Genomic DNA, 22524 nt, shown 5'->3' with positions numbered 1-22524 from the left:
TTTAATAATTTAACTTTTGCGATTTTCCGTTTTCCTACCTGGACGATGTAAGACGCCCCTGCTTTCAAGGCGACCTGTCGGTCAGAGATCTTCTCCCCGTCAACTTTTACGCCGCCTTGAAGAATGAGGCGGTTCGATTCCGAGGTGCTAGAAGCCAGCCCCAGGTCTTTAAGAAGATTCGCTATCGGGTAGCCGGCTTCCCCCGCTGTCAGCTCCTGCTCTTCGAGATCTTCAGGAATCAAACCCTGCTTAAAGCGGGCCTCAAAATTCTCCAAAGCACTCTTGGCCGAAGTCGATCCATGAAACCTAGTCACGATTTCTTGCGCGAATCCAACTTTGTAATCGCGCGGATTCGCTCCCTCACTGCAGTGCCGTTTCCAAGTGCCGATCTCAGATAACGGGGTAAAACTCAGCAGCTCCATGTAACGCCACATCAAATCGTCGGATATCGACATCAGCTTTCCGAACATTTCATCAGATGGCTCGGCAATTCCGACGTAGTTGCCCAGCGACTTCGACATTTTCTGCACGCCATCCAATCCTTCTAGGATCGGCATCGTGATAACGACTTGAGGCTTCAGCCCGAACGCCTCCTGCAATTGGCGTCCGACTAACAGATTGAATTTTTGGTCCGTCCCACCCAATTCAACATCAGCCTTCATAGCGACCGAGTCGTACCCCTGAATGAGCGGATAGAGAAATTCATGGATCGCTATCGGCTGTCCGCTCTTATATCTATTGTTGAAGTCATCCCTCTCCAGCATTCGTGCGACAGTGTGTTTAGCGGCCAACTGAATCAACTCCGCCGAGGTCATGGCGTTCATCCAACTGGAATTGAACATAACCAGGGTCTTTTCGGGGTGCAAAATTTTATAAATTTGCTCCTCGTACGTCCGGGCATTCTCGATGACCTGGTCGCGGGTCAAAGGTTTCCGGGTAGCATTTTTTCCGGTGGGATCGCCGATCATTCCGGTAAAGTCGCCGATGAGGAATATGGCCTCATGCCCCAGATCCTGAAACTGTTTCAACTTGTTCAAAAGGACCGTGTGCCCGAGATGCAGATCCGGTGCCGTGGGATCGAAGCCGGCTTTTACGCGCAGAGGGCGCCTTTCGCCCAACTTCTTGATTAGTTCATCTTCTCTGATGATCTCCGCCGTGCCTCGTCCAATCAATGCTAATGCTTCGTCGACAGACATAGAGAAACCCTGTTGATCGTTTTGGATAAAAAACCACGAATTGTAAAACAGCGGGCAGATTTACGTCGCTCAGAATTGGTTTGAAGTGTGCACAAGCGGGATCGATGCTTCGCTTGCGGATGTCAATGAAACCCGCTCATCGTCCGTGCGATTTGGAGCATTTTTCATTAGACTTGTCGAAGTATGGGTGATTCTATACCAGTGCCAGCAACCGCCTAACAAATACAATCGATCGAGCATACAACCGTTTAGAACCTTCGCCAGCAGGTAGATAGATAATTTGACAAACCTGATTCTCTACCTCGCCTCATGACTCAAGTTCACTTTATTAGCCGTTATCTCGTCATTCCGGCGGTTTTGACGCTTCTCGTTCTGCTCGCATTGAGCATAGAAACCAAGCCATTGGTGCCGCCGAACCAAGATCCCACCTACGAGTATCTGGCCAGAACTCGTCAACTGCTCAGCACGACGGTTCAGCTCACGCAGACTGACAATCCTGAGCGATTGATCGTTCTGACGGCCAACGATCTGACCGCCGCCGCTAACTTCGCTCTACTTAAAAAGAAATTCGAAGGCCATGCCAATTGCACGATCAGAAAAAACCGATTGAAACTCATTGCAACCATTCGGTTGCCGACAAATTTGACTCCGCTTTTTCTCAATTTCAGAGTCATCGCCGATGATGCCGAACCGCATGCGGTCATCAAGCAGGTCAAACTCGGCCGTTTGGCCATGCCCAGAGTGGTGGTCAAATGGCTATTGAACGGTTTCTTGAACTTTACGCCGCTATTTCGATATAGCCAGGTCGGTCATCAATTGGTCAAGGAAATCCGCATTGTCGATGGGCAGCTACAGGTGGCTGTCAACTGGAACCGCGACGCATTGAGCCAGGCCAAGGGCTTAATAACGGATTTGGCCGATAAAGAACGATTATTGGTTTACAACGACAAGCTCGCCGAAACCATCAATCAATCGCAACTGAAGCGATTCATACGACTCGGCTCTTTGATGCAACAACTATTCGCCTTGGCCAAGAGCAGATCCGAAGGTAACGGCGACCCTATCGCGGAAAACCGCGCGCTTATCTTAGTTTTGAGCGCATACGTTAACGGTAAAAACATCGTTCAGTGGCTTCCGTTAAATCACCAACCGGTAATTCCTTCCCGGCGCGAGGTTCTCCTTAACCGTCGCACGGATACCGCCCAACACTTCATGGCGTCAGCGGCGTTGGCGATGTCCGGCCACAGCACCTTGGCGAACATGATCGGCCTCGCCAAAGAAATGAATGATACCCACAGTGGCAGCGGTTTCAGTTTCACCGATTTAGCCGCCGATCATGCCGGCACACTGTTCGGCAAGACCGCAGTACGCTCGGAAGAAAAGGCACGCAGAGTTCAGAATATTCTGAGCCAGAGTGCCGACGAATCCTTGTTTATGCCGAACATCAAAGACTTGCCGGAAAATTTGAGCCCCGCCGATTTCGCGCAACGTTTCAAGGACATCCAAAGTCCGGAATTCAATGCGTTGAAACAGCAGATCGAAGAGCGAATCCTGGCTTGCAGTCTCTATCAGCCGTAATCCCCCTTAAGGCGTCATAGACGAAGTAATTATCCCTGTCGTGAATATAGCGATGTCCGGCGCGCGCAAATAAAAAAGCCAGCTCGAAGCGAGCTGGCTTTTTGCTAAACGCCGACCGTTGCGGTTATTCGTAATTGAACGTCTTGTCCGCATAGCTCGGCAGGCGCGGCATTTCCTGCTTCGGGAACTCGCCGGTCAGAGCATTGAGGAAAGCTACAAGATCCCCGGTTTGCTCCGGCGTCAGATCTTTGTTCAACTGAAGCTTGGCCATGACTTTAACGGCGTCCTCCAAGTTCTTGACTTTGCCGTTGTGGAAGTAAGGCGCGGTCAAGGCGGCGTTGCGCAGCGTCGGCACCTTATACATGTGCTTGTCGGCTTCGTTCTTGGTCACATCGTAACGGCCCAAATCCTTGGAAAAATCGTATTGGGCTTCGAGATAACCATTCTGATAAGTGGGAAACTTCATGAAGAAACCCGTGCCCTCAGGCAATTGCGGGCCATTGAAAGCGGGCCCCGAATGACAACTGCTGCAACCGACTTCGGCAAAAGTATTCATGCCCCGCACCTGCTGCGCGGTCATGGCATTCTTATCGCCGTTGACGTATCGGTCATAAGCGCTGTTCGGCGTAATCAGCGTCCGCTCGTAGGCGGCGATCGCCTTGGCGGCGTTATCGGCGGTAACGGAATCGGCACCGCCGAAAGCAGCGGAAAACGCCTGTACATAACCCGGAATGGATTTCAAGCGGGCAACCACGTCGTCCCAGCTTTTCATGCCCATTTCGATCGGATTGGTAACCGGCCCCTTGGCTTGCGCTTCGAGGCTCGGTGCCCGCCCATCCCAGAATTGCACAGAATTGAAGGCAGAGTTCCAAACGGTCGGGGCGCTGCGCCCACCCACCTGTCCGCGCACGCCTACGGAGCCGCCGCGGTTATCCTCGCCGCCGCCCATCACATTGTGGCAAGAACTGCATGACACCGTGCCGCTAGAGGACAAACGGGGGTCGTGATAGAGCATTTTGCCCAATTCGACTTTAGCGGGCGTGCTCGGATTATCCGCGGGCTCCGGCGCTTTGCCGGGCAAAGCTTGCCACTCGACCGCCGCAGCAGTCATCGATGCCCCTGCCAGTGCCAGAGCACTGATTAGTAGATTCAGCTTAAACATAGAATGCTGCTCCTCTCTTCTATTTATTGGGTTCTTCGGCGACGGAAAGGCCGTCGCATCGTTCTATGGAGATAGGGGAAACCCTTATATTGAATTACTTTGACAATTGCAACCGGGAGCATGGAACCGCACGAGCGCGAAGGCTCGAACCTTCGGAACGGTAAGAAACGGACGAGGCGGGAAATATCGCCGAGGGTTTCGCTACGCGGATCGCTTAGGCCGAAAGAAGACGGGTAGGGTACGATCCGCGGCAACCAGCCAGAGCATTTTCGTACCTACCCTGCGGGAACTCGCGAGTAGGTCGGCAATCCTTTGCCGACGAACCCATCGGCCCGGCGGCGCCGTCGGCAAAGGATTGCCGACCTACGAATACTCGAGTCGATTTACCCTGGCCGATGGCGCCAACGACTTCCGCCAAGCCTGTTATGCCGTATGAGCGAGATGAAAACGCACTAATCGTGCAGCATCCCCTGGCGGACCACGAAATCCGCAACGCTCCCCAGTCCCTCGCCCGTCTTGAGATTGGTGAAGACGAATGGCCGCTCGCCGCGCATCCTCTTGGCGTCGCGCTCCATGACTTCCAAAGAAGCCCCGACATAGGGCGCGAGATCGATCTTGTTAATGACCAGCAAATCCGAGCGGGTAATGCCTGGCCCGCCCTTACGAGGGATCTTGTCCCCGGCCGCCACGTCGATGACATAAATGGTGAGATCGGCCAATTCCGGACTGAAGGTGGCGCTCAGATTGTCGCCGCCGCTTTCCACCAGAACGAAATCCAGATTCGGAAAACGATGGCACAGCTCGTCCACCGCCGCGAGATTCATGGAGGCGTCCTCCCGAATCGCCGTGTGCGGACAGCCGCCGGTTTCCACCCCCATGATCCGCTCCTCCGGCAACGCCTGGCTGCGGATCAGGAATTGCTGGTCTTCCCTCGTGTAGATGTCGTTGGTCACCACGCCAATCTCATAGCGCTCCCGCATCAGCTTGCACAAGGCGTCCACCAGCGCGGTCTTGCCCGAACCCACCGGACCGCCGACGCCAACCCTCAATACGTGCCGATCTTGATCAGTCATGTCTTCTCTCTTAAGAACGGAATAACCGCGAGTATTGCACCTCGTGACGGCTGCTGGCCAAGGCGAGACCGAAGGCGCTTCCGCCGATCTCGTCATCGCTCAGATCGAGCGCCGCCTTCACCCGCTCCGGAAGATGTTCCGCCAGTTGGCTTAGCAGCCGCTGCCCCGCCGCCTGGCCCAAGGGCACGAGCTTGACCGCGCACAAAACCTGGTTTTCCAGCCAACTCCAAAGGTAACCCAGCAATGCTTCGAACTTCGGGATCTTCCAGCTTACCGCCGCCAAGCTGAAACCCGTGGCGAGAGTGGCGGACGGGTGCCGTATCCAGGCCTCTGCCCTCTCGACGCTCAAGCCGACGAGAAGTCTCACCAAGGCCTGTCCACTCTGCCGGTCCTCCGCCCGCAACTCGCTCGTCTCTCGGCAGGCCAGAAGATGGATGCTCCAGCGCTCGACCGAGGCCACATCGCCTTCAGCCCAGGCATCGTAGAGGTGCGACAGACACGGCAAATCGGTTCTGGTTTGACAGCGTTCCAGAATGCCGGCAATCCACTCGCCCGCCTGCCGCTCATTTCCGATCCAGCCATCCTCTACCGCGCGCTCCAGGCCTTGCGAATAGCTGTACATGCCGATGGGCAGCGCCGGACTGACCAGTTGCAGCAGTCTCACCAGCCCCAGATCAGTGATCATGGTTGTGAGTTTTTCTCGATTGTGAACTTGAGAGATTCCGCCTGTCTCACCAGCCCCAGATCAGTGATCATGGTTGTGAGCCCCATGATAAGCCCCGCGTTCCGGTTCGAAAGGCATCAACGCATGCTCGATCGTGAGCCCCAATCCTCGCACCATGTCGTCCAAGACGTGATCCCGCAGATAACGCAGTTCCCCACTATCGATTTGTAAAGCGACATGCCGGTTGCCCAGGTGGTAACAGGCGCGTGCGAACGATAGGGCATCGGCGGTCCGTACCACCGATACCGGCTCCGCCGCCGCGCGCACCAACACCACGCGGCCATCATCGGCTAGCAAACGGTCGCCGTCGCGAAGAACGGTACCGCGAGGGAGAAAAACGCCTGCTTCGGCCCCGCTGTCCAGGCGTACCAGCAAACGGGATTTCTGGCGAGCCTCGTAAAGCAGGGTCAGGGTGTCGTGATGCTCCGCTCCCGGCGGGGCCAATTCTGCGAGTCTAGTCATGCCCCAAGAATCAAAACAGGAAGTACCGTTGGGCCAAGGGCAGCACGTTCGCCGGCTCGCAGGCCAGCAATACGCCGTCCGCGCGCACCGCATAGGTTTGCGGGTCGACTTCGATTCGCGGCATGTAGTCGTTGTGAACCAGCTTGCCTTTACCGATGCTTCGGGTATTCGAAACGACGCCGACGAGCTTTTGAAGTCCAAGACGTTTCGCAACCTCTGCTTCGGCCGCCGCCTTCGATAGAAAGGTCATCGAGGTGGCCTGGCAAGCGCCGCCGTAGGCGCCGAACATGGGGCGATAATGTACCGGCTGCGGCGTCGGAATCGAAGCGTTGGGATCGCCCATGGGCGCGGCGGCGATCATCCCGCCCTTGATGATGAGACTGGGCTTCACGCCGAAGAAAGCGGGCGGCCACAGCACCAGATCGGCCAGCTTGCCGACTTCCACCGAACCCACCTCGTGGGCGATGCCGTGGCTGATGGCCGGGTTGATGGTGTACTTCGCGATGTAGCGCTTCACGCGGAAATTGTCGTGCCGTGCCGGATCTTTCGGAAGACTGCCCCGCTGAATCTTCATTTTGTGGGCGGTTTGCCAGGTGCGCGTGATCACTTCTCCCACCCGTCCCATGGCCTGCGAATCGGACGAGATCATGGAGAATGCTCCGAGATCATGCAGAATGTCCTCGGCAGCGATCGTCTCCCGGCGGATGCGGGATTCCGCGAAAGCGACGTCCTCGGGAATGCTCGGGTCCAGGTGATGGCAGACCATCAGCATGTCGAGATGTTCGTCCACCGTATTGACTGTATAAGGTCGGGTGGGATTGGTGGAGGAGGGCAGCACGTTGGCTTCGCCGCAGGCTTTAATGATGTCCGGGGCATGGCCACCGCCGGCGCCTTCGGTGTGATAGGTATGAATGGTGCGCCCCTTGAACGCGGCGATCGTGTCTTCTACGAAGCCGGATTCGTTCAAGGTGTCGGTATGAATCGCCACCTGCACGTCGAAACGATCGGCAACCGAGAGGCAGCAATCGATAGCGGCCGGCGTCGTGCCCCAGTCTTCGTGCAGCTTCAATCCCATCGCCCCGGCGCGAAGCTGCTCCTCCAGCGCCTCCGGCAGACTGGCATTGCCTTTCCCGAGAAAGCCGATGTTCACCGGCAAGCCGTCCACCGACTGCAGCATGCGATGGATGTTCCAAGGTCCCGGCGTACAGGTGGTGGCGTTGGTGCCGGTTGCGGGGCCCGTGCCGCCGCCGATCATGGTGGTGATGCCGGACATCAGGGCTTCTTCGATTTGCTGCGGACAGATGAAATGGATATGCGCGTCGATGCCGCCCGCCGTGAGAATCTGGCCCTCGCCCGCGATGACTTCGGTGCCGGGCCCGACAACGATGTCGACGCCGGCCTGGGTGTCCGGATTGCCCGCCTTGCCGATCCCGGCGATCCGCCCGTTCTTGATGCCGACATCGGCTTTGACGATACCCCAATGGTCCACGATCAGCGCATTGGTGATGACCGTGTCCACCGCGGTTTCCGACGTGCATTGGCTTTGCCCCATACCGTCGCGGATCACCTTGCCGCCGCCGAACTTCACTTCGTCGCCGTAAACCGTCCGGTCTTCCTCCACCTGGATGAAAAGCTCGGTGTCCGCCAGCCGCACGCGATCTCCGGTGGTCGGGCCGAACATTTCGGCATAGGCTTGCCTCCCGATCCGGCTCATAAGGCCCCCATGATCTTCTGTTGAAACCCGTAAACGCGGCGCTTGCCCGCGAACGGCACCAGCCGCACCTCGCGCGTCTGCCCCGGCTCGAAGCGCACCGCCGTGCCCGCCGGAATGTCCAGCCGATAGCCCCGCGCCAGATCCCGATCGAAACGCAAGGCCGGATTGGTCTCGAAGAAATGGTAATGCGAGCCCACCTGTATCGGCCGATCTCCGGTGTTCGCCACGACCACGGTAATGGCCTCGCGTCCCGCGTTCAGCTCGATCTCGCCGTCTTCGACGATGATTTCTCCAGGTATCATCGAGTCTCCCCCCTACAAAATCGGTTCGTGAACCGTCACCAGCTTGGTGCCGTCCGGAAACGTCGCCTCCACCTGCACCTCCGGAATCATCTCCGCCACGCCGTCCATCACATCGTCCCGGCTCAGCAGAGTGCGTCCGTATTCCATCAGTTCCGCGACGCTGCGCCCTTCCCTCGCGCCTTCCATGATGGCGGCGCTGAGATAGGCCACCGCTTCCGGGTAATTGAGCTTCAATCCCTTGGCCTTGCGCCGCTCGGCGAGCAGCGCGGCGGTGAAGAGGAGCAGTTTGTCTTTTTCGCGTGGGGTTAATTGCATGGCCGGTACTACATTCAAAAACGAAAATTCATGGGTAGGGTGGGTTAGACGCGCCTCCTTTGACCCTTCCCTTTACACTACCTTCGTGCGCGTCGCAACCCACCAGATTAGCCTTTGAGCTTGCCCCGAACGTCGCCGGTGGGTTACGGCACGCATCAAACTCGCGTCTCAACCGGAAAGGTAATCGGAAAGCGTGCCTAACCCACCCTACATTTAAAGGTCATCAAGTCGCCCAAATCCTCGGCAAGCATGCCTTCCGGCCGATGACGTCCGGACGAACGGCCCGCCACAACTCGACCAACAGCCGGCGCAGCGGTTCGATCTGACTATCCAGTGCCCGGCACACCAGCAAACCGTCGATCAGCGTGGCTCCGAAGCCGGCTCGATCGCCCGCGATTGCCCGCACCGACTCCAGATTTTTCGGAAGCGCGGGATAGGCGAACAAGCTTGCGGCTATCGGCTGCCCCTGCAAGCCCCAGTTCGCGTTCAAAACCTCCTCATCCACCTCGAACCGTTCGATCAGCAGCGGCCGTCCGCTCACCCGCACCGACCAGCAAAATGCAGCCCTTCCCCGATCGAACGTTTCGCCGCAGGCCGGCCTACCGAAGCAAAAGCTTTCCCAGCCGATAAACCGCGCCGTTTCCGCCAAGTCCACGTCCACCTCCGAAACGACGCTAGCCCCGCGATAGAAAATCGACTCCTGCGGAAGCCATTCGAGCGCAGCGACGTCGTTCACCGCCAAACGCACCGTCTGCCTTGCCGGCAGACCCTCGCTCCGATAGAACTTTCCCGCAGCGGGCGTGGTGATCAGAGCCCTGCTCTCCTTTCCGGCCGTTGCCCGAATGTCCAGACGATCGCCCCCGACGACGCCGCCCGGCGGATGCAGAAGATACACGTGGCAAACCTCTCCTTCCGGATAAAACGGCCTTTGCACCGCAAGCGGGCCGCGGTGCCGCCGTTCGGCCAGCACGGTTTTCCCGCCTCTGGATTCGAAGCCGAGCTTGAGTTCCGCCGCCCAACCGGGGCCTCCCAATTCTTGGGCCAACAAGCGAGCCGCCTAGCTTCCCGCTAGAAGGTAGACCCCCACCCCCGCGCAAAACGCTCCGAGCGCCTTACGCAGCAAATCGAGCCTGCCGACGGCCGCACCGAGCAGCATACCCAATCCGTGCAAGACTGCGGTCGCGATCAAAAATCCCCCGGCGTAGTGAAACGCGCCCATGTCCCGCCCGATCTCCTCGGCATGGACATAGCCGTGGAAAAGCGCGAACCCCGCCGCCAAAGCGCCCGCGAGACCGTAGCCCGCGCGCCAGTTGACGACGAGAACCAGCCCCATCACGGCGACCGAAAGCGCCACCGCCATCTCGGCGGACGGCAAAACTAAACCGAAATGCTGAACGCCCGCCCCAACCGCCATCACGGTCACGAAGGAGAGCGGGACGAACCATAAGGCGCGACCGCCCAACACGGCAGCCCAGAAGCCGACTGCAAGCATGGTCAGCAGATGGTCCGGTCCTAGGAAGGGATGCACGAATCCGGCGGTAAACCCGTGTATCGAACCCGCGCCGGTGTGGGCGAACACGCCTTCGGGCAGTGTGCCCAAGCTCACGATAACCGTCAGGCTGTGGAAAAACCGCTTACTCATAAATTCTCCCAAAAATCGAAATCGGTAATGGATCAACCAAGGCCCTTCCCAGTAGGTCCCAAAAACCCTTCGACCGGCCGGTCCTGAGCCTGCCGAAGGGCTCAGGGCGAACGGGCTACTGAGATGGACTCTAAGCTACACGGTCAGATATCGCCGCACCAAATCTTCCGTCAATTCCGCCATGGCTCCGCCGGCGACGATGCGTCCCTTGTCCATGACCAGGAACCGGTCGGCCACGCGCTTTACGAAATGCTGTTTCTGTTCCACGAGGAGAACCGTTACCCCCATTTCCCGGTTGACGCGCACGATGGCATCACGGATCTCGTCCGCCATCGACGGCTCGCGTTTCTCGAAATGGACCTCCTTCCCCCGCGCCCGGTTCAGGCGGATGATCACGTCGCCGATTTCGCTGACGATGTTGGGCTGTATGCCCTCGGTGGGTTCGTCGAGGATCAGCAGCTTGGGTCTCAGCACCAGCGCCCGCCCTATGGCGAGTTGCTGCTGCTGGCCGCCGGAAAGATCGCCGCCCCGGCGACGCAGCATGGTCTTGAGCACCGGGAAGATCTCGAAGATTTCCTCAGGGATGCGTTTGGACTTGTCGCCGCGCGCCCTAAGTCCGGTCCTGAGATTTTCCTCCACCGTCAGCATGGGAAAGATTTCCCGACCCTGCGGGACATATCCGATTCCGAGTTCCGCTCGCCGTTCCGCTCGGAGCGCGGTCAACGAACGATCCTCATAGCGAATCTCGCCCGAGCGCGAGGGCAGCAGCCCCATGATGCATTTCAGCAGCGTGGTCTTGCCGACGCCGTTCCGCCCCATCAGGGCCACGCTGGACCCGGCCGGAATATCGAGGCTCAGATCCCAGAGGGTGTGGCTTTCGCCGTAGTATTGGTTCAGTGCGGCTACGCTGAGCATCAGGCCCCCAAATAGACTTCGATGACTCGCGGATCGTTCTGCACCTCGTCCATGCGGCCCTCGGTCAATACGGAGCCTTCGTGCAGCACGGTGACCTTGCGGGCAATCGAACGCACGAACTCCATGTCGTGCTCCACCACCACGACCGAGTGCTTGCCTTCCAGAGACAGCAGCAACTCGGCGGTCCGTTCGGTCTCCTGGTGAGTCATGCCCGCCACCGGTTCGTCGACCAAGAGCAGCTTGGGCTCCTGCATCAGCAGCATGCCGATTTCCAGCCATTGCTTCTGGCCGTGGGACAGCTCGCCGGCCCGCCGGTCGCGGTGGGCAGTCAAGCCGACGGTCTCCAGCACTTCGTGGATCGCATCCCGCTGCTCCCCGGTCAATCGCGCGAACAGGGTCGGCCGCACCCGCTTGTCGGTGCGCATGGCCAGCTCCAGGTTTTCGAACACGGTTTGCTTCTCGAACACACTGGGCTTCTGGAATTTCCGGCAGATGCCGGCTTCGGCGATGGCCGGCTCGTCCAGTTCCAAAAGATCCAGGGTTTGGCCGAAATAGATCGTACCCTTGTCCGGCCGGGTCTTTCCGGTGATGACGTCCATCATCGTGGTCTTGCCGGCGCCGTTCGGCCCTATGATGCAGCGCAACTCGCCCTCGTCGATGTACAGGGTAAGCGCGTTAAGCGCCCGGAATCCGTCGAAGCTGACCGTGACTTCTTCCAGATAGAGTATCGGTTTGTGCGCCGGCTCGATCCGGCGTTCGGCGACGGGTTCCTCATGCACCGGAGTGCCTGGAATTGCAGCCTTTGCGGCGTTTGCGGCGATCATGCGGCTTGCTCCTTTCGACGCCAAAACCCGGTCAGGCCTTCGGGGAGCAGCAAGGTGACCAGTACGAATATCGCCCCCAGGGCGAACAGCCACATTTCCGGCAGCACGCCGGTGAACACGGTCTTGGCGTAATTCACCAGAACCGCGCCGACCACCGCGCCGTAAAGCGTTCCGCGACCGCCGACCGCGACCCAGACGACGATCTCGAGCGAGTTCAGCGGCGAAAATTCGCTGGGATTGATGATGCCGACCTGGGGCACGTACAAGGCCCCGGCGATGCCAGCGAGGACCGCGGAAAAGACGAAGACCCAGAGCTTGAACTGTTCGACCCGATAACCCAGGAAGCGCACGCGGTTTTCGGCGTCGCGGATCGCCGCGACCACCCGCCCCAGCTTGGATTCGACCACCAGGCGGCTGGCCGCGTACGCCCCCATCAACGCAATCGCCGAGGCGGCGAACAGCGCCGCGCGTGTGCTATCGGACTGGAGATTGAAACCCAGGATGTCCTTGAAATCGGTCAGGCCGTTATTGCCGCCGAATCCCATCTCATTGCGGAAGAATGCCAGCATCAGGGCGTAGGTCAGCGCTTGAGTGATGATGGAAAGATAAACGCCGGTCACCCGCGAGCGAAACGCAAGCCATCCGAACACATAGGCCAGCAGGCCCGGCGCCAAAGCCACCACGAGGAGAGAGAACCAGAAATGATCGAAGCCGTACCAATACCAGGGCAATTCCTGCCAGTTGAGAAAGACCATGAAATCCGGCAGAACCGGATTGCCGTACACGCCGCGTTCGCCGATCTGCCGCATCAGATACATGCCCATGGCATAGCCGCCCAAGGCAAAAAAAGCGCCGTGGCCCAGGCTCAGGATGCCGCAATAGCCCCAAACCAGGTCCACGGCCAGCGCCAGCAGTGCGTAGGTCAAGTATTTGCCCACCAAGGTCACGGTGTAAGTCGAAAGGTGCAAGGGCGACGATTCCGGCAAGGCCAGATTCGCTAGCGGAACGAGCACGGTTATGACCGCCAGCACCGCCAGAAACGGAACGTCGACCGCCGATTTCCGCAATAAACTGAACGCCATGGATCAAGCCTCCGCTGCTCGGCCCTTCTGCGGAAACAAACCGCGCGGGCGTTTCTGGATGAATAGGATGATGAACACGAGCATCAGGATTTTCGCCAGCACCGCGCCGGCGTACGGTTCCAGCAGCTTGTTGGCGATCCCCAGCGAAAATCCGCCAATCAGGGTGCCCCACAAGTTGCCCACCCCGCCGAACACCACCACCATGAACGAATCCACGATGTACGACTGCCCGAGATTCGGTCCCACGTTGGTGAGCTGGCTGAGCGCCACGCCGGCGACGCCGGCGATGCCCGAGCCCAGCCCGAAGGTCAGCGCATCGACCCGCTCGGTCGGAATGCCCATGGCTTTGGCCATGGCGCGGTTTTGCGCGACCGCCCGCACTTCCAGTCCGATCCGGCTACGTTTCAGGACTTGCAGCAAGGCTGCGAACACCAGAAGGCAAAACATCAGGATGTAGAACCGGTTCAAGGTCAGCGACAGCGCGCCGTTGATCTCCAGCGAACCGCTCATCCAGGCCGGCGTCGCGACGCTGCGATTCAGAGGCGAAAAGATCGTGCGGACCAGCTGCTGAAGAAACAGGCTCACCCCGAACGTCGCCAGCAGGGTTTCGAGAGGACGTCCGTAGAGAAACCGGATGATGCCGCGCTCGATGGCGATGCCGACCAGCGCGGACAGCAGAAATGCCGCCGGGATGGCCACGAACAAGGAAATGTCCAGATGCCCCGGCATCAGTTGCTGGACCACGTAAGTGGTGTAAGCGCCCAGCATCATCAATTCGCCATGGGCCATGTTGATGACGCCCATGACGCCGAAGGTGATCGCGAGACCGATGGAGGCAAGTACCAGCACCGCGCCCAGGCTCAAACCGAAAAACACTGTCTCGGCCGCGCGATATACCGCCAGCTTGGATTCGATGGATTTGACGGCGACCTGCGCCGAGTGTCGAACGTCCGGGTCGGGCTCAAGATATTGTCCCGCGTCGTCTTTCTCCAGCAATTGATTCAGACGGTTGAGCGCATCCGGATTGAGGCTGCCGTGCAAGGCATTGATGGCGGCGATGCGCACGGCCTTGTCGTCGCTGGAGAGATCGGCCAGAGCCAAAGCCGTTTCGATCGCTTCCGACACCTTGGCATCGGTTTCGGTATTCAGTCGGGCCCGCAGCAGTTCGAGGTTTTCTTCGTCCAGCGATTTGCTCATGGCCTCGACCGCCTTGAGCCGCTGAACAGGGTCGTCCGCCGTCAATTCGAGCCGCCCGAGGGTTTCGCGCAAACTCGTGCGCAGCGCATTGTTGACGCCGACCTTCTTGAGATCGAACTTGCCGACTATGCCCAAAGTTTCTCCGTCGAGGACGTTCACGATAGCCAGGCCGTCCTCGGCCGGGTCGCCGAAAACGACGCTGCCGTCGTCCTTGCGGTAATAAAGCCGACCGTCGAGCAGAGCCCGCAACACGGGCGCGACCCTCGGGTCCTTGGTTTCGGCGAGCCGATCGACGGCTTCGCCCAATTCAGTCAGAGGAGCCTCCTTGAGCCGGGCCAATGCGTCGACGAACGGTCCCCCCGGCTCCGCCACCGCATTGCACAAGCCCGGCATCATCATAATCAGCATGGCGATACACCATCTGCTCATGCCGAAAATCAAAGGTCTCATCTCGTCTCCCGAATTCTTGAACAAAGTCTGGTCGCGAATGTTTCCGTCGCAGGGTGGGTTAGGCGCGTACCAGAAAACGTTTTCTGGCGGTCACTGGGCTATGAACGCGCCGTAACCCACCGATTCCGTAGCCTTGCCCGGTGGGTTACGGCGCGCGACACCACCAGCGAACATTGCGGACTCAGTGCAAGGCGCGCCTAACCCACCCTACGGCGGAACCCCGAGTCAAAACCTCGCCCCCGCCTATCCCGTATTCCGTTCGCCGCTGTCGTAGCCGGCAGGAGAGGGAGAGGTTTTGCGTCGGCCTATCCCCAGAAGAAACCCCATCGATCAATACTTCTGACCCGAACACTTCTTGGTCTTGGTGTTGTAGTTGCCGCAATTGATCGGCGCCGTCCACTGGGCGACGATCGGCTTGCTTTCCGGCAGGTAATCCGACCAGGCGTCGCCCTCGACCAAACTCTTGGTCTGCCATACGGTCTGGAACTGGCCGTCGTCCTGAATCTCGCCGATCAGCACCGGCTTGGTGATGTGGTGGTTCGGAAGCATCTTCGACGTCCCGCCGGTCAGGTTCGGCGCCTCGATGCCGATGATCGCCTTGCCCACCGCGTCGGTATCCGTCGTGCCCGCCTTTTCCACCGCCTTGACCCACATGTTGAAGCCAATGTAATGCGCTTCCATCGGGTCGTTGGTTACCCGGCTCCGGTTCTTGATGAACTGGTGCCATTTGGTGATGAACACGGCATTCTCGGGCGTATCGACGCTCATGAAATAGTTCCAGGCAGCGAGATGGCCGACCAGAGGCTTGGTGTCGATGCCGGACAGCTCCTCTTCGCCGACCGAGAACGCCACGACCGGAATCGACTCGGCCGAAATGCCCTGATTGCCCAGCTCCTTATAGAAAGGCACGTTGGCGTCGCCGTTGATGGTGGACACTACCGCCGTTTTCTTGCCCGCCGAACCGAACTTCTTGATGTCCGCGACGATGCTCTGCCAATCCGAATGGCCGAACGGCGTGTAATTGATCATGATGTCCTTGTCCTTCACGCCTTTCGATTTCAGATATGCCTCCAGAATCTTGTTGGTCGTTCTCGGATATACATAATCCGTGCCGGCCAGTACCCAGCGTTTGACCTTCAGCTCCTTCATCAGGTAATCGACGGCGGGAATCGCCTGCTGGTTGGGCGCGGCGCCGGTATAGAACACGTTCTTCGACGATTCCTCACCCTCGTACTGAACCGGATAGAAGAGAAGGCCGTTCAATTCCTCCACCACCGGCAGCACCGATTTGCGGGACACCGAGGTCCAGCAGCCGAAGATGGCGGCGACCTTGTCCTTGGTCAGAAGCTCTCGCGTTTTTTCGGCGAACAGCGGCCAGTTCGAAGCGGGATCGACGACCACCGGTTCCAGTTTTTTGCCGAGCAAACCGCCTTTCTTGTTCTGCTCGTCGATCAGCATCAGCATGGTGTCCTTCAGCGTGGTTTCGCTGATCGCCATGGTGCCGGAGAGCGAATGGAGAATGCCCACCTTGATCGTGTCTTCGGCGCGCGCCTCCGCACCAAAAAGGAGCATGGCCGCCGACAGAGCCAAACAGAACTGTCGTAAGGATCTTGCATAATCAGGCATGAATAGTTACCTCGCGAGTAATTGATGGAGTGTCTAGGAGTGATCAGATCTGCAACTGGAAGCCCAGCTTGATCGAGCTGACGTCGTCGCCCGCGGCGGTCGAGGTGTAATCCAGCCCCTTGGTGAGCAGATCGCCGTACTCGTACATCAGCATGATCTTGGCGTTGTGGCCGTCGATGATGTAATTGATGCCGGCTTCGTAAACGTCGCGGCTGGCGCTTTTGATCGGATCGACGTTGACATAGCGGACGTAAGGCTGGAATTGACCGACCCACACCTTTTGCGGAAGCAGGTACATGGCGCTTACGTCGTAGGCGTCGCCCTCGAACATGGCAAAGCCGCCGCCCGCGAGCCTGGACGCCATGCCGTAGCCCTTGATGCCGTAGTTCTTGTATTCGCCGTTGACGGTCACCACGCCCATATCGCCCAACGGCTTCTCGAACAGAATGTCGACCGCGGTGCCGCGGAAATTGCCCGGATCGCTCCGCGTCCCGGCGCCGTCTTCCTGATACTGGTTGGAAACGCCCAAGGTCAGGATGTCGCCGCCCTGGCCGTAGTACGTCCCGCTGGTGTAGTAACCGGGATTCTTTTCCACGTCGAGGAAGTTATAGGCGAAGCGCTGGGCGTAGAGGATGTTGTCGTCGACGTTGGCGCCGTTGCGGAGCCCACGGAAAAAGCCCGCCGCGTATTGCAGGCGGCCGTCGAAGAACGAACCCCAGATGGTGGCACCGTCGTCGCGGCCGAAGGAGCCGGCGGACGTGCCGTCGGATCGGATCGTCGTGTTGAAGTCCGCCGGTTCGAAGGGTGTGCCGGCGCCGAAGATGTTGTACACGGCGCTGAAGAACGGTCCGTTCATTTCGCGGCGCTCGGCGGGCACCAGCATGCGGCCCATCCAGATATTGAACATGGGATCGAATTCGAATTTGCCGATGGCATCGAGAATGCGCATCTCGCCGCCATCGCCGCAGGTCTGGCAATCGGTGTTGAACTCGATCTTGAAATACTTGTGAATCTGGCCGTTCAGGTACAAACGGATATTGTCCAGATTGAAATCGTTCGACCATTTGCCCGCATTGGCGGCTTCCTCGGTAGCGGTAAAGCTCGTTCTAAGGCCGGCGCCTATGCTCACCCACTTGGTATCGTCGATTTTGAACGTCGCTCCCCCAAGCGACACGGGTGCGTACGCCGTCGTCAGCGCCGCCAAGGCGGCGGGCAAAAGCGCAATCCGCAAGCCGCGGCGATCCGCTTGCGTCGCGCATGTTGTTCGATTCTTCATGACTTGAAACCCCCTGATCGTTGAAGTCGGTCCGCGGGCGGTCCGCGCCACCGGTCGTTTCCGGTGTAGTCGCGAGCCGCCCGGATGTCCGCGCCCCGTCGGCGAAGGCCTTTCATCGGGCGCGGCAAATATCCTTATCGGTTGAATCCGAAGAGCTGTTCACGGAGTCGGCCGTTGCGGCTAACTCGTTGTCGGCACGGGGGTAATTAGATTTCCGGGGGGTATATGTCACAATCAGTCAAATGACGTATCCCGGAGCGGGGGGTATCGGCTTAGAGTCTCGGCAGCGCACTCGCGGCCGGTTACAGGCGACTTGGAGGGTGTGTAAGCAGTGGCGAACAACCCGGAACGCCAAGATCGGAAAGGGCGTCTTCGGCGCTCCCGAAGACGCCGTTTGCGATTGGGAGGGATTCCCGACCTACAGGGGCTACGGTCGTAGGTCGGCAACCCTTTGCCGACGTTAGGTACCGGGCCGCTCAGAGAACTCGAACCGGCTTGGCCACCGACGCCGTAAGCACTCTTAACCTTATGAAAAAATATGCGTATTCCGTTTCTGATCGTTTCTTTTAGCCTGCTCGCCGGCTGCTCCATCGGCCTGAAACCCCAAGGCACTCCGCTCCGGCCCGAATCGGTGGGCGAGATTCTGTTCCGCGTGGCACCGGATAATCTGGACGAGGAGCAAACCGCAGCCATGGCCGAACGGATCAGCAAGAATCTGAGTTCCTGGGGATATCCGGTGGAGCCGGATCTAGACGAGAGCGGCGAAACCGGCGCCACTCACGAGATGGAAGCACGGGTTGGCAGGATCGAGAACAAGAGCACGCCCACCGGGTTCTCGTTCAGCATCGGCAATTCCGACCCGCGCGCGCTCGATTTTCAAAAGGCGGACGTGTTGCCGGTAACCTGTACGCTCAAATCCACCGCGCGTTCGTCCGAAACCGTAAGCCTCTTCATGGATTTCATCGCCGACGAGAAAATCAAGAATCCGAACCGCATCAAGAGCGATCCGGCATTGCTGGAAACTTACGAGAATCACATCGGAACGGTCTGCTTCAATCTTCTCGACAAGCTGAAGGTGCCGAGAAAAAAAGCAGCCTCGTCGACCAGCACCAGCACCTGGATGCCCGAGATACGCATCGAAGTCACGGAAAAACCGGCGAAGTCCGAAAGCGGCGCCTCGACCGGCGCGCTTCCCGTTCTCCCCGTGGAAACGGATAGGCCCACGAATCCGGACGCGCGGAACTCCGAAGACGGCCAATCGAACCCGCCCGAAGAGCCGCCGGTAACAACTGAAACCAACACCGATACGGAGGAAGGTCGCAAGCGGATCATCATTCACAATCGCGGCAACCCGGTGATCCTCGACTTCGGCTTCGAGCGGAAATAGGCCTGACGCCGGCTTCCTGCCGCCACCCGCCCTTTTAGCGTGCAATCTTGCGGTCTTCGCCCCAAATCGGGGCGGCGACCGTTCAGCAACACCCTCTTCTTCTGCCTTCTCCCTGTAGTCAACTCAACGGCACGTGATTTGCTCACCTTGTTGAATTCGAGCGACAAATTGGAATTGCACTCGGCATAAAAACAACAAGATCAGACAAGAGGCAAACCATCGCTTTGGAAGGATTGAGCCGTCAGGCCATCGTAAAGATACGGCGCGACTATAACGCCTGGGTCGCGAACGAGACCCTGGAAGACTATGCGCTTCGGTTCGCGCCGCGGTCGTTTCGGAAGTGGTCCGAGTTCCGGGTGGCGAACACCGCCTTCGGCTCGATTTCGTTTCTGGTTCTGGAAGCCATCGGCGGTTTTCTCGCGATCAACTACGGATTCGTCAACGCCTGCTGGGCCATCATCGCGGTGGGCCTCGTCGTTTTCCTCACCGGGCTCCCGATCAGCTACTACGCCGCCAAACACAACATCGACATGGACTTGCTGACCCGCGGCGCCGGGTTCGGCTATATCGGCTCGACCCTGACCTCGCTGATCTACGCCTCCTTCACCTTCACCCTATTCGCGCTGGAAGCGTCCATCATGTCGCTGGCGCTGGAACTGTACTTCGACATTCCCATCGCCGCAGCGCATGTCGTCAGCGCCCTCTCGGTCATTCCGCTCGTCACCTTCGGCGTCACCACCATCAGCCGGCTTCAGCTCTGGACCCAACCGTTGTGGATCGTGCTGCTTGTCGCACCCTACGCGGCCGTCATCTGGCGCGAACCAGAGGCTCTGGCCGAACTCGCCCTGTTCCCCGGAAGCGAGAATCGCGGCGCGCAGTTCGACTGGATACTGTTCGGAACGGCCGCGACCATGGCCTTTTCCATGGTGGCCCAAATCGGCGAGCAAGTGGACTTTCTACGGTTTCTGCCGGAAAAGAATCATCGCAACCGATACCGGTGGTGGGCGGCCACCATTATCGCCGGTCCCGGATGGATCTTTTTGGGCATGGCCCGGCAACTGGGCGGCGCTTTCCTGGCGTATCTGGCGCTCAAGCACGGCATCGCCGGCGAGCGCGCGCACGAACCCACCCAGATGTATCGGGTGGCCTACGGCTACCTGGTCGACGACGGCAGGCTGGCGCTGGCGGCGACGGTACTGTTCGTGGTCGTGTCGCAGCTCAAGATCAATGTCACCAACGCTTATGCGGGCTCGCTCGCCTGGTCGAACTTTTTCTCGCGGCTGACCCACAGCCACCCCGGACGGGTGGTCTGGCTGGTCTTTAATGTGCTGATCGCCCTGCTCCTCATGGAGCTCGGCGTATTCGGCGCGCTCGAGCGGGTCCTCGGCCTGTTTTCGAACGTCGCCATCGCCTGGATCGGCGCCCTGGTGGCCGATCTGGTGATCAACAAGCCGCTGGGCCTGAGTCCGCCCTTCGTCGAATTCAAGCGAGCGTACCTGCCGGACATCAACCCGGTCGGCGTGGTGTCCACGCTCGGCGCCTCGGCGGTTTCGACCGCCGCCTACGCGGGCCTGTTCGGGGCGCTGCCGCAAGCGTTTTCGGCCTTCATCGCTTTGGCGACCGCCTTTCTGCTGACACCGGCCATCGCTTGCCTGACCCGAGGCCGCCACTATCTGGCGAGAGACCGCAACGACTGGGGGCCGACCACGCCCCATGCGAAATGCTGCATTTGCGAAAACGATTTCGAACTGGAAGATAAGGCGTACTGCCCTGCCTATCAGGGAACGATCTGCTCGCTCTGCTGCACCCTGGATGCCCGTTGCCTGGACACCTGCAAACCGAACGCGCGGCTCAAGGACCAGCTCGAACGGGCCAGCCGCCGCTGGCTGCCCTCGTGCCTGTCGCCGCAATTCAGGCTGCGCCTGATTCAGTTCGCTCTCGTTTACCTGCTGCTCGCCGCGCTCACCGGCGTATTCGTAGGCGTGATCTATTACCAGGATATCCTGGCAGCCGCTTCCGGGGACGAGGCTTTATCTCAAGCACTGTTCGCCAATTTCCTCAAGGTCTATTCGGCGCTGCTGGTTTTCCTGGGCCTCGCCGCGTGGTGGATCGTGCTCAGCAACGAAAGCCGTCAGGTGGCGCAGGAGGAATCCGGGAAACAAACCGCTCTGCTGCTCAAGGAAATCGAGGAGCATAAGAAAACCGACAGCATGCTCCAGGAAACACGCGAGGCCGCGGATCGGGCCAACCAAGCCAAGAGCCGCTTCGTGAGCGACATGAGCCACGAGATTCGAACGCCGCTGAACAGCATACTCGGGTACGCCCAGATCCTGCGCAAAGATCCGAACATCCCGGCACATCGCCGGGAGGCGGTGGAGATCATTCAGCGCAGCGGGGAACACCTTTCTTCCCTGATCGAAGACATTCTCGACATCGCCCGCATCGAGGCGCGCAAGATCGAGCTGCGGCACGGGGCTATCGATTTTCCCGCCTTCATCGAGCAATTGGTGCGCATGTTCCGGCCGCAGGCGGAAGCGAAAGGACTGACCTTCCGTTGCCAGATCGTCGATGTGCTGCCGCGCCGGATCCGCGGCGACGAAAAGCGGGTGGGCCAGATTCTCATCAATCTGCTGAGCAACGCCGTGAAGTTCACCCAGGAGGGCGGAATCGTTTTCCGTGTGGGCTACAGCGGAGAAATCGCTCGGTTCCAGGTGACGGACACCGGCGAAGGCATATCGCAGGACCAGATCGAAACCATCTTCCTGCCCTTCCGGCGTCTGCCCAGAACCCGCGGCAACGCCATTCCCGGCAGCGGTCTGGGGCTCACCATCAGCAAGATGCTCACGCAAATCATGGGCGGCGAACTGACGGTAGAGAGCGAGCCTCAGAAGGGTTCCACGTTTGCCGTCCGCTTGTTCCTTCCCAGCCTGCGCGGCGCGGAAGAGGTTCGGGATGAAGGCGACATCGTGGGTTACCGCGGTCCGCGCCGCAAGATCCTGGTGGTCGACGACCAACCCGAGCATCGCGGCATTCTGACCTCGGCGCTAACCCCCTTGGGGTTCGTTCTCGAGGAAGCGGGTTCCGGCGAAGAATGCCTGGCGAAGGCCAGGGAATGGAATCCGGACCTGATTCTGCTGGACATCATCATGCCCGGAACGACCGGCATCGAAGCGGCGGCCAGCCTGCGCCAGACCGGATTCAAGACCCCCATCATCGTCGTCAGCGCCAACGCCTACCAAAGCGACCGCCGTTCGGCCAGCGCCGCCGGCTGCGACGATTTCCTGGCCAAGCCGATTCAGATCGAAGAACTCCTGCGCAAACTCAAACTGCATTTGAGTCTCGACTGGCTCTATCGGGGAGAGGATACGGAGCAAATCGAAACCGCCCCCGACACCGCGCAGCCGATGTTAAGGCCGCCGCCCGACTGCCTCGAAGAACTGGCCGCATTCGCCCGCATCGGCGATCTTCGGGGCCTTGCGGACCGCCTGGACACGCTGGCCGGAAGCGATGCCGGCTACATCCCGTTCGCCGAGCATCTCCAGGCGCTTTCGCGGGAGTTCCGTCTCGGCGACATCAAGAAAACACTCAGCGAGGTCTAA

General features: G+C 59.3%; 19 protein-coding genes. 3 read left to right on the top strand and 16 right to left on the bottom strand.

The window, feature by feature from the left end; all coding sequences use genetic code 11:
• The coding region (tyrS, locus tag B2A78_RS19400; RefSeq protein WP_077731684.1) for a tyrosine--tRNA ligase at positions 1 to 1196 on the bottom strand (1196 nt) is incomplete at its 3' end.
• A gap of 309 nt (positions 1197 to 1505) precedes the next feature.
• Between tyrS and B2A78_RS19395 the strand changes: the two genes are divergently transcribed.
• Complete coding sequence (locus tag B2A78_RS19395) at positions 1506 to 2774, top strand: hypothetical protein (protein ID WP_077731683.1); 1269 nt, start codon at positions 1506 to 1508, stop codon at positions 2772 to 2774.
• A 124-nt stretch (positions 2775 to 2898) separates the two neighbouring features.
• On the opposite strand, the gene B2A78_RS19390 is transcribed toward B2A78_RS19395, so the two are convergent.
• From B2A78_RS19390 to B2A78_RS19320, 15 genes are all read right to left on the bottom strand, one after another.
• Positions 2899 to 3936 carry a cytochrome c peroxidase gene (locus B2A78_RS19390; RefSeq protein ID WP_077731681.1) on the bottom strand — a complete coding sequence of 346 codons (1038 nt, stop codon included), beginning with the start codon at positions 3934 to 3936 and terminating at the stop codon, positions 2899 to 2901.
• A 452-nt stretch (positions 3937 to 4388) separates the two neighbouring features.
• The gene (gene ureG, locus B2A78_RS19385) at positions 4389 to 5009 is read right to left on the bottom strand and encodes an urease accessory protein UreG (protein ID WP_077731680.1); all 621 of its coding nucleotides are present in this window, start codon (positions 5007 to 5009) and stop codon (positions 4389 to 4391) included.
• Positions 5010 to 5019: 10 nt separating this feature from the next.
• Positions 5020 to 5694, bottom strand: a complete 675-nt coding sequence (locus tag B2A78_RS19380) for an urease accessory protein UreF (protein ID WP_077731679.1) — start codon at positions 5692 to 5694, stop codon at positions 5020 to 5022.
• Positions 5695 to 5754: 60 nt separating this feature from the next.
• The gene (gene ureE / locus B2A78_RS19375) at positions 5755 to 6195 is read right to left on the bottom strand and encodes an urease accessory protein UreE (RefSeq protein ID WP_077731677.1); all 441 of its coding nucleotides are present in this window, start codon (positions 6193 to 6195) and stop codon (positions 5755 to 5757) included.
• Positions 6196 to 6205: 10 nt separating this feature from the next.
• The gene (ureC, locus tag B2A78_RS19370; RefSeq protein WP_077731676.1) at positions 6206 to 7909 is read right to left on the bottom strand and encodes an urease subunit alpha; all 1704 of its coding nucleotides are present in this window, start codon (positions 7907 to 7909) and stop codon (positions 6206 to 6208) included.
• Positions 7906 to 8211 carry an urease subunit beta gene (locus B2A78_RS19365; protein ID WP_077731675.1) on the bottom strand — a complete coding sequence of 102 codons (306 nt, stop codon included), beginning with the start codon at positions 8209 to 8211 and terminating at the stop codon, positions 7906 to 7908. Before B2A78_RS19365 ends, ureC begins: the two co-directional genes overlap by 4 nt.
• A 12-nt stretch (positions 8212 to 8223) precedes the next feature.
• Complete coding sequence (ureA, locus tag B2A78_RS19360) at positions 8224 to 8526, bottom strand: urease subunit gamma (RefSeq protein ID WP_077731674.1); 303 nt, start codon at positions 8524 to 8526, stop codon at positions 8224 to 8226.
• 223 nt (positions 8527 to 8749) lie between these two features.
• Positions 8750 to 9574: an urease accessory protein UreD gene (locus tag B2A78_RS19355; RefSeq protein WP_205780835.1), complete on the bottom strand. Its 825-nt coding sequence runs from the start codon at positions 9572 to 9574 to the stop codon at positions 8750 to 8752.
• 9 nt (positions 9575 to 9583) lie between these two features.
• Positions 9584 to 10168: a HupE/UreJ family protein gene (locus B2A78_RS19350; protein WP_077731673.1), complete on the bottom strand. Its 585-nt coding sequence runs from the start codon at positions 10166 to 10168 to the stop codon at positions 9584 to 9586.
• Between the two features lie 135 nt (positions 10169 to 10303).
• On the bottom strand, positions 10304 to 11083 hold the full coding sequence (locus B2A78_RS19345; RefSeq protein ID WP_077731672.1) for an ABC transporter ATP-binding protein: 780 nt from the start codon (positions 11081 to 11083) through the stop codon (positions 10304 to 10306).
• Positions 11083 to 11907: an urea ABC transporter ATP-binding protein UrtD gene (urtD, locus tag B2A78_RS19340; protein WP_077731670.1), complete on the bottom strand. Its 825-nt coding sequence runs from the start codon at positions 11905 to 11907 to the stop codon at positions 11083 to 11085. The genes B2A78_RS19345 and urtD overlap by 1 nt, the downstream gene beginning before the upstream one ends.
• Complete coding sequence (gene urtC, locus B2A78_RS19335; protein ID WP_077731669.1) at positions 11904 to 12989, bottom strand: urea ABC transporter permease subunit UrtC; 1086 nt, start codon at positions 12987 to 12989, stop codon at positions 11904 to 11906. Before urtC ends, urtD begins: the two co-directional genes overlap by 4 nt.
• Positions 12990 to 12992: 3 nt before the next feature.
• Positions 12993 to 14636, bottom strand: coding sequence for an urea ABC transporter permease subunit UrtB (urtB, locus tag B2A78_RS19330; RefSeq protein ID WP_205780834.1), 1644 nt, complete (start codon positions 14634 to 14636; stop codon positions 12993 to 12995).
• Positions 14637 to 14966: 330 nt separating this feature from the next.
• Positions 14967 to 16262, bottom strand: a complete 1296-nt coding sequence (gene urtA, locus B2A78_RS19325) for an urea ABC transporter substrate-binding protein (protein ID WP_077731668.1) — start codon at positions 16260 to 16262, stop codon at positions 14967 to 14969.
• A gap of 43 nt (positions 16263 to 16305) precedes the next feature.
• The gene (locus B2A78_RS19320) at positions 16306 to 17538 is read right to left on the bottom strand and encodes a hypothetical protein (protein ID WP_143735228.1); all 1233 of its coding nucleotides are present in this window, start codon (positions 17536 to 17538) and stop codon (positions 16306 to 16308) included.
• 538 nt (positions 17539 to 18076) lie between these two features.
• Between B2A78_RS19320 and B2A78_RS19315 the strand changes: the two genes are divergently transcribed.
• A complete protein-coding gene (locus tag B2A78_RS19315) occupies positions 18077 to 18925 on the top strand; it encodes a hypothetical protein (protein WP_077731667.1) in 849 nt (282 codons plus the stop codon).
• A 224-nt stretch (positions 18926 to 19149) separates the two neighbouring features.
• Complete coding sequence (locus B2A78_RS19310; RefSeq protein WP_077731666.1) at positions 19150 to 22524, top strand: response regulator; 3375 nt, start codon at positions 19150 to 19152, stop codon at positions 22522 to 22524.

The sequence above is a fragment of the Methylocaldum sp. 14B genome, from assembly GCF_002005105.1.
In the GTDB taxonomy this organism is placed as follows: Bacteria; Pseudomonadota; Gammaproteobacteria; order Methylococcales; family Methylococcaceae; genus Methylocaldum.
This window is presented reverse-complemented; position numbering and strand designations above follow the sequence as displayed.

Bases quoted from the DNA above. Each gene is read 5' to 3' on its own strand.
- urtB (WP_205780834.1), bottom strand. From the start codon at position 14,636: ATGAGACCTTTGATTTTCGGCATGAGCAGATGGTGTATCGCCATGCTG.
- B2A78_RS19320 (WP_143735228.1), bottom strand. From the start codon at position 17,538: ATGAAGAATCGAACAACATGCGCGACGCAAGCGGATCGCCGCGGCTTG.
- ureA (WP_077731674.1), bottom strand. From the start codon at position 8,526: ATGCAATTAACCCCACGCGAAAAAGACAAACTGCTCCTCTTCACCGCC.
- B2A78_RS19345 (WP_077731672.1), bottom strand. From the start codon at position 11,083: ATGCTCAGCGTAGCCGCACTGAACCAATACTACGGCGAAAGCCACACC.
- B2A78_RS19365 (WP_077731675.1), bottom strand. From the start codon at position 8,211: ATGATACCTGGAGAAATCATCGTCGAAGACGGCGAGATCGAGCTGAAC.
- urtA (WP_077731668.1), bottom strand. From the start codon at position 16,262: ATGCCTGATTATGCAAGATCCTTACGACAGTTCTGTTTGGCTCTGTCG.
- urtC (WP_077731669.1), bottom strand. From the start codon at position 12,989: ATGGCGTTCAGTTTATTGCGGAAATCGGCGGTCGACGTTCCGTTTCTG.
- B2A78_RS19395 (WP_077731683.1), top strand. From the start codon at position 1,506: ATGACTCAAGTTCACTTTATTAGCCGTTATCTCGTCATTCCGGCGGTT.
- ureG (WP_077731680.1), bottom strand. From the start codon at position 5,009: ATGACTGATCAAGATCGGCACGTATTGAGGGTTGGCGTCGGCGGTCCG.
- B2A78_RS19390 (WP_077731681.1), bottom strand. From the start codon at position 3,936: ATGTTTAAGCTGAATCTACTAATCAGTGCTCTGGCACTGGCAGGGGCA.
- ureC (WP_077731676.1), bottom strand. From the start codon at position 7,909: ATGAGCCGGATCGGGAGGCAAGCCTATGCCGAAATGTTCGGCCCGACC.
- B2A78_RS19380 (WP_077731679.1), bottom strand. From the start codon at position 5,694: ATGATCACTGATCTGGGGCTGGTGAGACTGCTGCAACTGGTCAGTCCG.
- B2A78_RS19315 (WP_077731667.1), top strand. From the start codon at position 18,077: ATGCGTATTCCGTTTCTGATCGTTTCTTTTAGCCTGCTCGCCGGCTGC.
- B2A78_RS19350 (WP_077731673.1), bottom strand. From the start codon at position 10,168: ATGAGTAAGCGGTTTTTCCACAGCCTGACGGTTATCGTGAGCTTGGGC.
- ureE (WP_077731677.1), bottom strand. From the start codon at position 6,195: ATGACTAGACTCGCAGAATTGGCCCCGCCGGGAGCGGAGCATCACGAC.
- urtD (WP_077731670.1), bottom strand. From the start codon at position 11,907: ATGATCGCCGCAAACGCCGCAAAGGCTGCAATTCCAGGCACTCCGGTG.